Source organism: Paraburkholderia sp. RL17-373-BIF-A, assembly GCF_046030175.1.
GTDB lineage: Bacteria > Pseudomonadota > Gammaproteobacteria > Burkholderiales > Burkholderiaceae > Paraburkholderia.
In genome coordinates this window covers 1-13,497 of record NZ_JARESO010000021.1, presented here as the reverse complement: position 1 = coordinate 13,497, position 13,497 = coordinate 1, and the positions used below count along the sequence as shown (strand labels likewise).

The window sequence follows — 13,497 nt, the reverse complement described above, 5'->3', positions numbered from 1 at the left end:
GCGCCTTCAGATTGCACCGAAGCGCGCGTCAAGCAAAGGAACGCCGGGTCTGTCGCATCATGCAGCGCGCGACAGGTTTTCGTTCGGTAGGAATTGAAAGAGTCGTGTCTGAAAATGATCTCAGCTGAAGGCCTGAAAGAAATCGATCGCGCGATCGCGAAGTATCCCGCCGATCAGAAACAGTCCGCCGTGATGTCGGCGTTGGCTACTGCTCAGGAAGAGCATGGCTGGCTGACGCCCGAACTCATGCAGTTCGTCGCGGACTATCTCGGCATGCCGGCAGTCGCCGTGCAGGAGGTGGCTACCTTCTACACGATGTACGAGACCTCGCCGGTCGGCAAATACAAGATCACGCTCTGCACCAACCTGCCGTGCCAGCTCGGCCCGGACGGCGGCTCGGACAGCGCCGCTGAATATCTGAAGCAGAAGCTCGGCATCGACTTCGGCGAAACCACGCCCGACGGCAAATTCACCCTGAAAGAAGGTGAGTGCATGGGTTCGTGCGGCGACGCGCCGGTGATGCTGGTGAACAACCATCGCATGTGCAGCTTCATGAGCCGCGCGAAGATCGACCAGCTGCTCGAGGAACTTTCGAAATGACGTCTTTACACGATCGTCACATCAAACCGCTGATTCTCGCCGGCCTGAACGGCGACAACTGGCATCTCGAAGATTATGTGGCGCGCGGCGGTTACGCCCAGCTGCGCCGTATTCTGGAAGAGAAGATTCCGCCCGAGCAGGTGATCGCCGACGTCAAGGCGTCGGGTCTGCGTGGCCGTGGCGGTGCGGGCTTCCCGACCGGCCTGAAGTGGAGCTTCATGCCGCGTCAGTTCCCCGGCCAGAAGTACCTCGTCTGCAATTCGGACGAAGGCGAACCGGGCACGTTCAAAGACCGCGACATCCTGCGCTTCAATCCGCATTCGCTGATCGAAGGCATGGCCATCGGCGCGTACGCGATGGGCATCACGGTTGGCTACAACTATATCCACGGCGAAATCTGGGAAGTCTACAAACGCTTTGAACAAGCGTTGGACGAAGCTCGCCGCGCCGGGTTCCTCGGCGAAAATATCATGGGCTCGGGCTTCTCGTTCGAACTGCATGCGCACCACGGTTACGGCGCCTATATCTGCGGCGAAGAAACCGCGCTGCTCGAATCGCTGGAAGGCAAGAAAGGCCAGCCGCGCTTCAAGCCGCCGTTCCCGGCGAGCTTCGGCGTGTATGGCAAGCCGACCACGATCAACAACACCGAGACGTTCGCCGCAGTGCCGTTCCTGCTCGCGATCGGTCCGCAGAATTACCTCGAGATCGGCAAGCCAAATAACGGCGGCACGAAGATTTTCTCCGTCGCAGGCGACGTCGAGCGTCCGGGCAATTATGAAGTTCCGCTCGGCACGCCATTTGCCACGTTGATGGAACTCGCCGGCGGCATGCGCGGCGGCAAGAAGATCAAGGCCGTGATTCCTGGCGGCTCGTCGGCACCGGTGATTCCGGGCGACGTCATGATGCAGACCGACATGGACTACGACTCGATCGCCAAGGCTGGCTCGATGCTCGGTTCGGGCGCGGTCATCGTCATGGACGAGACGCGCTGCATGGTGCGCTCGTTGTTGCGTCTGTCGTATTTCTATTACGAAGAATCGTGTGGTCAATGCACGCCTTGCCGCGAAGGCACGGGCTGGCTGTACCGCGTCGTGCATCGTATCGAGCATGGGTTGGGCCGTCCGGAAGACCTGGATCTGCTGAACTCGGTTGCTGAAAACATCATGGGCCGCACGATTTGCGCGCTCGGCGATGCAGCGGCCATGCCGGTTCGCGGCATGCTCAAGCACTACTGGGACGAATTCGAATACCACGTCGCCCACAAGCATTGCCTCGTCGGCGGTCATGCCGGCGCAGCAGCGGCGTCGGAAACCGTAGCGGCTTGAGTCTGCGGATAAAGAAGCAGATAAGCACGCAGAAGAACATGCCATCCGCGGGGTTCATCGCCTGAAACAGGCGCTGAACAGGCGAACGATTGAGCGGTAACAGGTTAAGGAAGATTGACCATCATGGTTGAACTTGAAATAGACGGCAAGAAAGTCGAGGTGCCCGAAGGCAGCATGGTGATCCAGGCTGCGCATAAGGTCGACACATACATTCCTCACTTCTGCTATCACAAGAAGCTGTCGATTGCGGCCAACTGCCGGATGTGTCTGGTCGATGTCGAAAAGATGCCGAAGGCGGTGCCCGCATGCGCCACGCCGGTATCGGCCGGCATGATCGTGCGCACCAAGTCGGATAAGGCGGTGAAGGGCCAGCAAGCCGTGATGGAATTCCTGCTGATCAACCACCCGCTGGATTGCCCAATCTGCGACCAGGGCGGCGAGTGCCAGTTGCAGGATCTGGCCGTGGGTTACGGCAAGTCGGCATCGCGCTACAGCGAAGAAAAGCGCGTGGTGTTCCACAAGAACGTCGGCCCGCTGATCTCCATGGAAGAAATGTCGCGTTGCATCCACTGCACGCGTTGCGTCCGCTTCGGCCAGGAAGTGGCCGGCGTGATGGAGCTCGGCATGCTGGGCCGCGGCGAGCATTCGGAAATCACGTCGTTCGTCGGCAAGACGGTGGATTCGGAACTGTCGGGCAACATGATCGATCTGTGCCCGGTCGGCGCACTGACCAGCAAGCCGTTCCGGTACAGCGCCCGTACGTGGGAGCTGTCGCGCCGCAAGTCGGTGAGCCCGCACGATTCCGTCGGCGCGAACCTCGTGGTGCAAGTGAAGAACAATCGCGTGATGCGCGTTCTGCCGTTCGAAAACGAATCCATCAACGAATGCTGGATTTCGGACAAGGACCGCTTCTCGTACGAAGGCTTGAACAGCCCCGAGCGCCTGACTCAGCCGATGCTCAAGCAAGGCGGCAAGTGGGTCGAGACCGACTGGCAAACCGCGCTCGAATATGTGGTGAAGGGTTTGAAGGGCATCAAGGGCGACCACGGCGCGAACGCGCTGGCCGCACTCGGCAGCGCCCACAGCACGGTTGAAGAACTGTTCCTCTTGAAGCAACTGGCGCAAGCGGTCGGCACGCCCAACGTCGACTTCCGTCTGCGTCAGTCGGATTTCTCCGCACCGGTCAACGGTACGCCGTGGCTCGGCGCCGCTATCGCCGATCTGTCGAACGTCGACGCCGCACTCGTGATTGGCTCGGATCTGCGCCGTGATCATCCGTTGTTCGCCGCGCGTCTGCGTCAGGCTGCGAAGGGCGGCGCGAAGCTCACGCTCGTGCAGTCCACCAGCGACGACGCGCTGATCCCGCAAGCGGAGCGCGTTGTAGCAGCGCCGTCGGCATGGCTGGAAGCGCTGGCTGGCATCGCCGGCGCAGTGTCGGAAGCCAACGGCGTGGCGCTGCCGGAAGCTTTCGCCGGCACGCAGCCGACGGACGCCAACAAGCGAGTCGCGAAGTCGCTTGCCACGGGCGAACGTCGCCTCGTGTTGCTGGGCAACAGCGCGGTCCGTCATCCGGACTTCGCGGTCATTCACGCCGCGGCGCAATGGATTGCGGACGCGACCGGCGCGACGCTGGGCTTCCTCACGGAAGCGGCCAACACGGTTGGCGCGCATCTCGTGAATGCGTTGCCGGGCGAGGGTGGTCTGAACGCTCGCGAAGTGTTCGAGCAACCGCGCAAGGGTTATGTGCTGCTGAACGTCGAACCGGAGTTCGACACGGCCAATCCGGCGCTGGCTTTGGCCGCGTTGAAGCAGGCTGAAATGGTCGTCGTGATGTCGCCGTTCCAGACCGGCGCGGAATACGCCGACGTGCTGCTGCCGATCGCTCCGTACACGGAAACGGCCGGCACGTTCGTCAACGCCGAAGGCACGGTGCAGACGTTCAACGGCGTCGTGCGTCCGCTCGGCGATACGCGTCCGGCATGGAAGGTATTGCGTGTGTTGGGTAGCCTGCTGGGCGTGCCCGGTTTCGAATTCGACACCTCGGAAGAAGTGCGCACGGCCGCCCTCGGCGACGGCGAACTGACCTCGCGTCTGTCGAACAAGACGGGCGTCGCGGTTGCGCGCGGCAAGGCGGAGAAAGCGTCGGAAGGCAAATTCGAGCGTATTGCGAACGTGCCGATCTACCACGCCGACGCGCTGGTGCGTCGCGCTGAGTCGTTGCATCTGACCGCAGCGGCACGTGCAGCGAACTCGGTCGGTCTGCCGGCTGGGCTGTTCGACAAACTGGGTTTGAAGGAAGGCGACGCGGTGCGCGTGCGCCAGGGCGAGCAATCGGTGCAGTTGCCGGCCGTGCGCGACGCAAATCTTGCGGAGACGGTCGTCCGCGTATCGGCGGCTACGCCTGCCGGTGCAGCGCTGGGCAGCCTGTTCGGTGAACTGGTGGTGGAGAAGGCGTAAATGAGCTTGTTCGATACGATCAACTCGGGCGGCACCCAGCTTCTCGGTGTGGCATGGCCCACGGTGTGGGCACTGGTGCGCATCCTGGTGGTGGCCGTCGTGATCCTGCTGTGCGTGGCTTACCTGATTCTGTGGGAGCGTAAGCTGATCGGCTGGATGCACGTGCGTCTCGGCCCGAACCGCGTCGGCCCCGCAGGTCTCTTGCAGCCGATCGCCGACGTGCTGAAGCTGTTGCTGAAAGAAGTGATTCAGCCGGCGCAGGCGAGCCGCTGGATCTACCTGATCGCGCCGATCATGGTGGTGGTGCCGGCCTTCGCGGTCTGGGCGGTGATTCCGTTCCAGGCGGGCGCGGTGCTCGGCGACATCAACGCCGGTCTGCTGTACGCGATGGCGATCTCGTCGATCGGCGTGTACGGCGTGATTCTGGCGGGTTGGGCGTCGAACTCGAAGTATGCGTTCCTCGGCGCGATGCGCGCCGCGGCGCAGATGGTCTCGTACGAAATCTCGATGGGCTTCGCGCTCGTGGTCGTGCTGATGACCGCTGGCACGCTGAACCTGTCGGGCATCGTCGCTTCGCAGGAACATGGCATCTTCGCGTCGTACGGCTTGAACTTCCTGTCGTGGAACTGGCTTCCGCTGCTGCCGATGTTCGTCGTGTACTTCATCTCGGGCATCGCCGAAACGAACCGTCACCCGTTTGACGTGGTGGAAGGGGAGTCGGAAATCGTCGCGGGCCACATGATCGATTACTCGGGTATGGCGTTCGCGCTGTTCTTCCTCGCCGAGTACATCAACATGATCGTGATCTCGGCATTGGCTGCAACACTGTTCCTCGGCGGCTGGAGCGCACCGTTCGGCTTCCTGTCGTTCGTCCCGGGCATCGTATGGCTCGTCGCCAAGGTTTTCTTCCTGTTGTCGGTGTTCATCTGGGCGCGTGCCACATTCCCGCGCTATCGCTATGACCAGATCATGCGTCTGGGCTGGAAGATCTTCATTCCGGTCTGCGTGGTGTGGCTGGTGGTGGTCGGCTTCTGGATCATGTCGCCGTTGAACATCTGGAAATAAAGGGCGGATGAACCCATGACCGCAATCCAAAACTTTTTCAAGACCTTCTTCCTCACGGAACTGCTCAAAGGCCTCGCGCTGACCGGACGTTATACGTTCCAGCGCAAGGTGACCGTGCAATTCCCGGAAGAGAAGACCCCGATCTCGCCGCGTTTCCGCGGGCTGCACGCGCTGCGCCGCTATGAAAACGGCGAAGAGCGCTGCATCGCCTGCAAGCTGTGCGAAGCAGTGTGCCCGGCGCTCGCCATCACCATCGAGTCGGAAACGCGCGCGGACAACACCCGCCGCACGACGCGCTATGACATCGACCTGACCAAGTGCATCTTCTGCGGTTTCTGCGAAGAGAGCTGCCCGGTCGATTCGATCGTCGAAACGCACATTCTCGAGTATCACGGCGAGAAGCGTGGCGACCTGTACTTCACGAAAGACATGCTGCTGGCCGTGGGCGATCGCTATGAAGCGGAGATCGCCGCGAACAAGGCAGCCGACGCACCGTATCGTTGAAGCGCTTCAGTTAAAGCAGTAAATGCAGCAATCACGGCCTGTTGTCGGGCCGGGCGCCGCGGCCTGAACGCCGCGGCACGGCGCACCTGTGCGGCTGTTCTGGCGTTATGCCAGCCACAAGTGCCAAAGAACAATGCCTGACGATGGCCTAACGATGAACCGGTAATCATGGAATTCACGACCGTACTGTTCTACATCTTCGCGCTGCTCCTGGTCGTTTCAGGGCTGAAGGTGATCACCTCGCGCAACCCGGTGTCGTCCGCACTGTTTCTGGTGCTGGCGTTCTTCAACGCAGCCGCGATCTGGATGCTGCTGCAGGCCGAGTTCCTTGCGATCCTGCTGGTGCTGGTCTACGTCGGCGCGGTGATGGTGCTGTTCCTGTTCGTCGTGATGATGCTGGACATCAACATCGACGTGCTGCGCAAAGACTTCAAACGCTTCGTGCCAATGGCCACCCTGGTGGGCGCGATCATCGTGATCGAAACCGCACTGATTCTCTGGCACGGTTACGGCGCGACCGCCACGGCGCTGCGCGACACCACCGCCGCCGCGAACGGCATGGGCGACTGGTCGAATACGCGCCTGATCGGCAAGGTCATCTACACCGACTACATCTTTGCGTTCGAAGTGGCCGGTCTGGTGCTGCTGGTGGCGATCATCGCGGCGATTGCGCTGACCACGAGCCACAAGAAAGACAGCAAACGTCAGAACGTCAGCGAGCAGGTCAAGGTACGTGCCCAGGACCGTGTGCGCGTCGTGAAGATGGCGTCGGAAAAGACCGCGGCAACCGTCGCGGCGGAAGAAGCCGCAGCAGCGGCAGCAGCAGCGGCCGACTCGGCACCGGCTAAGAACAGCTGAGCGGACAGGAGATAGAAATCATGTTGACCCTTGCCCATTACCTTGTCCTCGGCGCGATCCTGTTTGCGATCAGCATCGTCGGCATTTTCCTGAACCGTCGCAACGTCATCATCATCCTGATGGCGATCGAACTGATGCTGCTGGCGGTGAACACCAATTTCGTCGCGTTCTCGCATTACCTCGGGGACGTGCATGGTCAGATCTTCGTCTTCTTCGTGCTGACGGTTGCGGCAGCCGAAGCGGCGATCGGACTCGCAATTCTGGTGACCCTGTTCCGTAGCCTCGACACGATCAATGTCGAGGACCTCGATCAGCTCAAAGGTTAATTTCAGGTAAAGCGGTTATGTCAACGACACTCAATGAAAACCTGCTGCTGGCGATCCCGCTGGCACCGCTGGCTGGCTCCCTGATTGCGGGGCTGTTCGGGAAAGCGGTAGGGCGAGCCGGTGCACACACGGTTACGATCCTCGGCGTCGCGATCGCGTTCATCCTCTCGTCAATCGTCTACTTCCAGGTGATGGACGGCGCGAGCTTCAACGCGACCGTCTACGAATGGATGTCGATCGGCAAGACGAAGTTCGAGATCGGCTTCCTGGTCGACTCGCTGACGGCGATGATGATGTGCGTGGTGACCTTCGTGTCGCTCATGGTGCACATCTACACGATCGGCTACATGGCCGACGACGACGGCTACCAGCGCTTCTTCTCGTACATCGCGCTGTTCACGTTCTCGATGCTGATGCTCGTGATGAGCAACAACTTCCTGCAGCTGTTCTTCGGCTGGGAAGCGGTGGGTCTGGTGTCGTACCTGCTGATCGGCTTCTACTTCACGCGTGAGAGCGCGATCTACGCGAACATGAAGGCGTTCATCGTGAACCGCATCGGCGACTTCGGGTTCCTGCTCGGCATCGGCCTGCTGTTCGCTTTCGCCGGTTCGATGAACTACGGCGACGTTTTCGCGAAGCGCACCGAACTCGCGGCATTGAGCTTTCCGGGCACGGACTGGGGTCTGCTGACGGTCGCCTGCATCTGCCTCTTCATCGGCGCGATGGGTAAGTCGGCGCAGTTCCCTCTGCACGTCTGGCTGCCGGATTCGATGGAAGGCCCGACCCCGATCTCCGCACTGATTCACGCGGCAACCATGGTGACGGCCGGTATCTTCATGGTGGCGCGCATGTCGCCGCTGTTCGAGTTGTCGGATAGCGCGCTGTCGTTCATTACCGTAATTGGTGCGATTACAGCGTTGTTCATGGGCTTTCTCGGGATCGTCCAGAACGACATCAAACGCGTGGTGGCTTACTCGACGTTGTCGCAGCTCGGTTACATGACGGTTGCACTGGGCGTGTCGGCATACCCGGTTGCCATCTTCCACCTGATGACGCACGCGTTCTTCAAGGCGCTGCTGTTCCTCGGTGCGGGTTCGGTGATCATCGGCATGCACCACGATCAGGACATGCGCAACATGGGCGGCCTGCGCAAGTACATGCCGATTACGTGGATCACGTCGCTGGTCGGTTCGCTGGCGCTGATCGGTACGCCGTTCTTCTCGGGCTTCTACTCGAAAGACTCGATCATCGACGCAGTGAAGCTGTCGCATCTGCCGGGCTCGGGCTTCGCGTACTTCGCCGTGGTGGCGAGCGTCTTCGTGACCGCGCTGTATTCGTTCCGTATGTACTTCATGGTGTTCCACGGCAAGGAGCGCTTCCGCGATCCGAAGCATCCGGAATCGCCGATGGGCATCGAAGCCGCAGCGCATGCACATGACGCGCACGGCCACGATTCGCATGGTCACGGCCATGGTCACGACGACCACGCTCACGAGCCGCACGAAACGCCGTGGGTGGTGTGGCTGCCGCTGGTGCTGCTGGCGATCCCCTCGGTGGTGATCGGTGCGATCGCCATCGGCCCGATGCTGTTCGGCGACTTCTTCCAGCACGGCGTGGCGTTCGACAAGGTGATCTTCATCGGCGAAAACCATCCGGCGCTGCATGAGATGGCCGAAGAGTTCCAGGGCTGGGCGGCGATGGGTCTGCACTCGGTCGCGGGTCTGCCGGTCTGGCTGGCGCTCGCGGGTGTGGTGGTCGCGTGGTTCCTGTACCTGGTTCGTCCGGATCTGCCCGCTGTCATCAAGCGCGCGTTCGGTCCGATCTACACGCTGCTCGATAACAAGTACTACATGGACAAGATCAACGAAGTCGTGTTTGCGCGGGGCGCCGTGGCAATTGGCCGTGGTCTCTGGAAGGAAGGCGACGTCGTGGTGATCGACGGCATCGTCAACGGCAGCGCACGCTTTATCGGCTGGTTCGCCGGCGTGATCCGCTTCCTCCAATCCGGCTACATCTACCACTACGCGTTTGCCATGATTATCGGCATGTTGGGGCTCCTGACCCTGTTTGTAACGCTCGGCGGCAAATAAGGCGAGGGACACTAATGCACGCTTATCCGATTCTCAGTATTGCGATCTGGTTGCCGATCCTCGTCGGCCTCCTGGTCCTGGCCATCGGTTCCGACCAGAACCCGGCTCCCGCGCGCTGGATTGCGCTGATCGGTTCGGTCGTCAGCTTCCTCGTGACGATCCCGCTGATTACCGGTTTTGATTCGAGCACCGCCGATCTGCAGTTCGTCGAAAAGGCGAACTGGATCGAGCGCTTCAATATCACGTATCACCTGGGTGTCGACGGCATCTCGATGTGGTTCGTCGTGTTGACCGCATTGATCACGGTGATCGTCGTGATCGCCGCGTGGGAAGTGATCACCAGGAACGTGGGTCAGTACCTGGCCGCGTTCCTGATCCTGTCGGGCATCATGGTCGGCGTGTTCAGCGCGGCCGACGGCATGCTGTTCTACGTGTTCTTCGAAGCGACGCTGATTCCGATGTACATCATCATCGGCGTGTGGGGTGGGGCGAACCGCGTGTACGCGGCGTTCAAGTTCTTCCTGTACACGCTGATGGGCTCGCTGCTGATGCTGGTCGCGTTGCTGTACCTGTACGTCGAGACCGGCACGTTCGACCTCGCCACGTGGCAGCATGCGCAGATCGCCATGACGCCACAGGTGCTGCTATTCATAGCGTTCTTCCTGGCCTTCGCCGTGAAGGTGCCGATGTGGCCGGTTCACACGTGGTTGCCTGACGCCCACGTGGAAGCGCCGACCGGCGGCTCAGTCGTGCTGGCCGCGATCATGCTGAAGCTGGGCGCATACGGTTTCCTGCGCTTTTCCTTGCCGATCACGCCGGACGCCAGCCACTTTCTGGCGCCGGTCGTCGTCACGCTGTCGCTGATCGCGGTGATCTACATCGGCCTGGTCGCGATGGTGCAGACGGACATGAAGAAGCTGGTCGCGTATTCGTCGATCGCGCACATGGGTTTCGTGACGCTCGGCTTCTTCATCTTCAACCAGCTCGGCGTGGAAGGTGGGATCGTGCAGATGATCTCGCACGGCTTCGTGTCGGGCGCGATGTTCCTGAGCATCGGCGTGCTGTACGACCGTATGCATTCGCGTCAGATCTCCGATTACGGCGGTGTCGTCAACGTGATGCCGAAGTTCGCGGCGTTCGTCATGCTGTTCTCCATGGCGAATTGCGGCCTGCCGGGCACCTCCGGTTTCGTCGGTGAGTTCATGGTGATCCTGGCTGCCGTCCAGTACAACTTCTGGATCGCGGGCGGCGCGGCAGTCACGCTGATTCTCGGCGCGGCCTACACGCTGTGGATGTACAAGCGCGTGTACTTCGGCGCGATCGCCAACGATCACGTGAAGGGCCTGCTCGACATCAACCGTCGCGAATTTTTCATGCTGGCAGTGCTTGCCGCACTGACGCTGTTCATGGGCCTGTATCCGAAGCCCTTTACCGATGTGATGCACGTATCCGTGGAAAACCTCCTCGCCCACGTTGCGCAGTCAAAGCTGCCGTTGCCTCAGTAACGCCGAGCGAGGAATTAAAGACCATGCAAAACGCCCCTATGACTGCTCTGTTGCCCGACGCGCTGCTGATGCTCGCGGTTGTCGTCGCGTGGCTCAACGACACGTTCGTCGGCCAGGCCGGTCGCCGTACCACGTACTTCATCGCGTTCTTCTCGTCGCTGGTCGCCGGCGTCTGGTTCGCAATGAACGCGTTCGACCCGCAAGTGCGCTACTACTTCGGCCACATGTACGTGGTGGACTCGTTCGCCAACGTGATGAAAGCGGTGGTGACGCTCGGCTACGCGGTGTCGATCGTCTATTCGCGACGTTACCTCGAAGATCGCGGGCTGTTCCGCGGCGAGTTCTTCCTGCTGGGCATGTTCTCGTTGCTCGGCCAGCTCGTCATGATCTCGGGCAACAACTTTCTGACGCTGTATCTCGGCCTGGAACTGATGTCGCTGTCGCTGTACGGTGTGATTGCCTTGCGTCGTGACGCGGCGCCGTCGAACGAAGCGGCCATGAAGTACTACGTGCTCGGCGCGCTGGCTTCCGGCTTCCTGTTGTACGGCATTTCCATGTTGTACGGTGCGACCGGTTCGCTCGACCTGAACGAAGTGTTCAAGGCGATCGGCACGAGCCACTACGACCCGAGCGTGCTGCTGTTCGGCGTGATCTTCATCGTGGCGGGCGTGGCGTTCAAGATGGGCGCGGTGCCGTTCCACATGTGGGTGCCCGATGTCTATCAAGGCGCACCGACGGCAATGACTCTGCTGGTCGGCGGCGGTCCGAAGGTTGCCGCGTTTGCCTGGGGTCTGCGCTTTCTCGTGATGGGTCTGCTGCCGCTCGCGGTCGAATGGCAGGAAATGCTGGTGATCCTCGCGGCGCTGTCGCTGATCGTCGGCAACATCACCGGTATCGTGCAACGCAACGTCAAGCGGATGCTCGCGTACTCGGCGATCTCGAACATGGGTTTCGTGCTGCTGGGTCTGCTGGCCGGCGTGGTTGATCACAAGACCACGGGTGCGGCCAACGCGTACGGCTCGGCCATGTACTACAGCATCGTCTACCTGATCACGACGATGGGCACGTTCGGCGTCATCATGCTGCTGGCGCGCCGCGATTTCGAAGCGGACACGCTCGAGGACTTCAAGGGCCTGAATCAACGCAGCCCGGTGTTCGCGTTCGTGATGATGATCATGATGTTCTCGCTCGCCGGCATTCCGCCCGCGGTCGGCTTCTACGCGAAGCTCGCGGTGCTGCAGGCCACCATGAATGCCGGTTTGACCTGGCTGACGGTGCTGGCCGTGATCACCTCGTTGTTCGGCGCGTTCTACTACCTGCGTATCGTCAAGCTGATGTATTTCGACGATCCGCAAGACAAGTCGCCCATCCTCGCCGACACCAGCACGCGTGCTTTGCTCGCGTTCAACGGTGTGGCCGTGCTGGTGCTCGGTATCGTGCCGGATCCGCTGTTGAAGGCCTGCCTGCAGGCTATCCAGCACACGCTGCTGCTCTGATGTCGGCAGCGGGTTGGTTTATCGTGCTGTTGGCGCTGGTCGGCGCCAACCTGCCGTTCCTGAATCAACGCCTCTTCGCCGCTGTGCCGTTGAAAGCGGTGAAGAAAAGCGCCTGGATCCGGATTGCCGAATTGATCGTGCTGTACTTCGTGATCGGCGCACTCGGTTTTCTGCTGGAAGCGCGCGCGGGTAACCGCTTCGAACAGGGTTGGCAGTTCTACGCCATCACGTTCGCGCTCTTCGTGGTGTTCGCGTTCCCTGGCTTCACCTTCCAGTATCTCGTCAAACGCCGCTGACGGCGTCTCGCCGTCGGCGCACCATGTCCCCAAGGTCCGCATATGGCTGAACTTCCCGATCACGACGCCGCGCTTACCGAGACCTGTCTCGAGAGCAAAACGATCCATCAAGGGCCGTTTCTGACGCTCAAGTGCGACACCGTTCGTCTGCCGGACGGCAAGCACGCCACGCGCGAATATGTTCAGCATTCCGGCGCCGTGATGGTGATTCCATTATTCGACGACGGCCGCGTGCTGCTGGAAAGCCAGTATCGCTATCCGATGGGCAAGGTCATGGTCGAGTATCCGGCCGGCAAGCTCGATCCGAACGAAGGCGCGTTGGCCTGCGCGAAACGTGAGTTGCGGGAAGAGACGGGTTATACCGCGCGCGAGTACGTTTATCTGACGCGCATTCACCCGATCATTTCCTATTCGACCGAATTCATCGACATCTACCTCGCGCGCGGTTTGACCGCCGGTGAGCGCAAGCTCGACGAAGGCGAATTTCTCGAACTGTTCACGGCGACAGTGCCTGAGATGTCCGAGTGGGTGCGCACGGGCAAGGTTACTGATGTGAAGACGGTGATTGGCACATTCTGGCTGGAGAAGGTGTTGTCGGGTGCGTGGCCGTTGGCGGAACCGGAATAACGTCGGTAGCGAAGAAGCTGCGCGCTGCGCGCCGCTTCGGAAGTCTGAGAAAAGCCCCTGCCGGTCTAAGACCGGCAGGGGCTTTGTCATTGCAGGTTGCGAAATCTCTGCAACCGCGAGTGTGTTTGCCGGTGCCTTGAAATGTGTCCTTTGTCTTATGCCATCCGGCGGACTCGTCGCACAGCCGCTGTCGCTCTAGTATCGACCTTTGAGAGCGGGCACCACGATTTGTTTATTTCGGATAGCGAAGTTGTGGGGACTCTCGATTCTTTCGAGTGGCGGGCCCGGTGTTACGTTTGCAACCGGTGGCCCCCCGGGAAAAATTTTGGCAATTTTTTGGTTGGTGGG

The 13,497-nt window shown here is 60.8% G+C and carries 12 protein-coding genes; all 12 read left to right on the top strand.

Translation table 11 applies throughout. The features are described 5' to 3' along the window. Positions 1-114 precede the first annotated feature (114 nt). The gene (nuoE, locus tag P0D80_RS24820) at positions 115-600 is read left to right on the top strand and encodes an NADH-quinone oxidoreductase subunit NuoE (RefSeq protein WP_106280364.1); all 486 of its coding nucleotides are present in this window, start codon (positions 115-117) and stop codon (positions 598-600) included. Beyond that, on the top strand, positions 597-1,925 hold the full coding sequence (nuoF, locus tag P0D80_RS24815) for an NADH-quinone oxidoreductase subunit NuoF (RefSeq protein WP_408178046.1): 1,329 nt from the start codon (positions 597-599) through the stop codon (positions 1,923-1,925). Before nuoE ends, nuoF begins: the two co-directional genes overlap by 4 nt. Before the next feature lie 123 nt (positions 1,926-2,048). Further along, positions 2,049-4,382, top strand: a complete 2,334-nt coding sequence (nuoG, locus tag P0D80_RS24810) for an NADH-quinone oxidoreductase subunit NuoG (RefSeq protein ID WP_408287170.1) — start codon at positions 2,049-2,051, stop codon at positions 4,380-4,382. Continuing rightward, positions 4,383-5,447 carry an NADH-quinone oxidoreductase subunit NuoH gene (gene nuoH, locus P0D80_RS24805; protein ID WP_106280370.1) on the top strand — a complete coding sequence of 355 codons (1,065 nt, stop codon included), beginning with the start codon at positions 4,383-4,385 and terminating at the stop codon, positions 5,445-5,447. Between the two features lie 15 nt (positions 5,448-5,462). Then, positions 5,463-5,951, top strand: a complete 489-nt coding sequence (nuoI, locus tag P0D80_RS24800; protein ID WP_012432383.1) for an NADH-quinone oxidoreductase subunit NuoI — start codon at positions 5,463-5,465, stop codon at positions 5,949-5,951. Between the two features lie 168 nt (positions 5,952-6,119). Next, positions 6,120-6,809 carry an NADH-quinone oxidoreductase subunit J gene (locus P0D80_RS24795; RefSeq protein WP_028196947.1) on the top strand — a complete coding sequence of 230 codons (690 nt, stop codon included), beginning with the start codon at positions 6,120-6,122 and terminating at the stop codon, positions 6,807-6,809. 20 nt (positions 6,810-6,829) lie between these two features. Further along, positions 6,830-7,135: an NADH-quinone oxidoreductase subunit NuoK gene (gene nuoK, locus P0D80_RS24790; RefSeq protein ID WP_006052894.1), complete on the top strand. Its 306-nt coding sequence runs from the start codon at positions 6,830-6,832 to the stop codon at positions 7,133-7,135. A 17-nt stretch (positions 7,136-7,152) separates the two neighbouring features. Further along, a complete protein-coding gene (gene nuoL, locus P0D80_RS24785) occupies positions 7,153-9,225 on the top strand; it encodes an NADH-quinone oxidoreductase subunit L (RefSeq protein WP_408178048.1) in 2,073 nt (690 codons plus the stop codon). Positions 9,226-9,239: 14 nt separating this feature from the next. Then, positions 9,240-10,730, top strand: coding sequence for an NADH-quinone oxidoreductase subunit M (locus P0D80_RS24780; RefSeq protein WP_132375250.1), 1,491 nt, complete (start codon positions 9,240-9,242; stop codon positions 10,728-10,730). A 23-nt stretch (positions 10,731-10,753) separates the two neighbouring features. After that, positions 10,754-12,226, top strand: coding sequence for an NADH-quinone oxidoreductase subunit NuoN (gene nuoN / locus P0D80_RS24775; protein WP_132375249.1), 1,473 nt, complete (start codon positions 10,754-10,756; stop codon positions 12,224-12,226). Further along, a complete protein-coding gene (locus tag P0D80_RS24770) occupies positions 12,226-12,522 on the top strand; it encodes a DUF2818 family protein (RefSeq protein WP_132375248.1) in 297 nt (98 codons plus the stop codon). Before nuoN ends, P0D80_RS24770 begins: the two co-directional genes overlap by 1 nt. A 42-nt stretch (positions 12,523-12,564) precedes the next feature. Then, positions 12,565-13,149 (top strand): NUDIX domain-containing protein, encoded by a 585-nt coding sequence (locus P0D80_RS24765; protein WP_408178050.1) that lies wholly within the window; start codon positions 12,565-12,567, stop codon positions 13,147-13,149. Positions 13,150-13,497 lie beyond the last annotated feature (348 nt).

Excerpts from the sequence above, each read along its gene's own strand:
- nuoI (WP_012432383.1), top strand. The coding sequence starts at position 5,463 with ATGACCGCAATCCAAAACTTTTTCAAGACCTTCTTCCTCACGGAACTG.
- nuoG (WP_408287170.1), top strand. The coding sequence starts at position 2,049 with ATGGTTGAACTTGAAATAGACGGCAAGAAAGTCGAGGTGCCCGAAGGC.
- nuoL (WP_408178048.1), top strand. The coding sequence starts at position 7,153 with ATGTCAACGACACTCAATGAAAACCTGCTGCTGGCGATCCCGCTGGCA.
- nuoK (WP_006052894.1), top strand. The coding sequence starts at position 6,830 with ATGTTGACCCTTGCCCATTACCTTGTCCTCGGCGCGATCCTGTTTGCG.
- nuoE (WP_106280364.1), top strand. The coding sequence starts at position 115 with ATGATCTCAGCTGAAGGCCTGAAAGAAATCGATCGCGCGATCGCGAAG.
- nuoF (WP_408178046.1), top strand. The coding sequence starts at position 597 with ATGACGTCTTTACACGATCGTCACATCAAACCGCTGATTCTCGCCGGC.
- P0D80_RS24770 (WP_132375248.1), top strand. The coding sequence starts at position 12,226 with ATGTCGGCAGCGGGTTGGTTTATCGTGCTGTTGGCGCTGGTCGGCGCC.
- nuoH (WP_106280370.1), top strand. The coding sequence starts at position 4,383 with ATGAGCTTGTTCGATACGATCAACTCGGGCGGCACCCAGCTTCTCGGT.
- nuoN (WP_132375249.1), top strand. The coding sequence starts at position 10,754 with ATGCAAAACGCCCCTATGACTGCTCTGTTGCCCGACGCGCTGCTGATG.
- P0D80_RS24780 (WP_132375250.1), top strand. The coding sequence starts at position 9,240 with ATGCACGCTTATCCGATTCTCAGTATTGCGATCTGGTTGCCGATCCTC.
- P0D80_RS24795 (WP_028196947.1), top strand. The coding sequence starts at position 6,120 with ATGGAATTCACGACCGTACTGTTCTACATCTTCGCGCTGCTCCTGGTC.
- P0D80_RS24765 (WP_408178050.1), top strand. The coding sequence starts at position 12,565 with ATGGCTGAACTTCCCGATCACGACGCCGCGCTTACCGAGACCTGTCTC.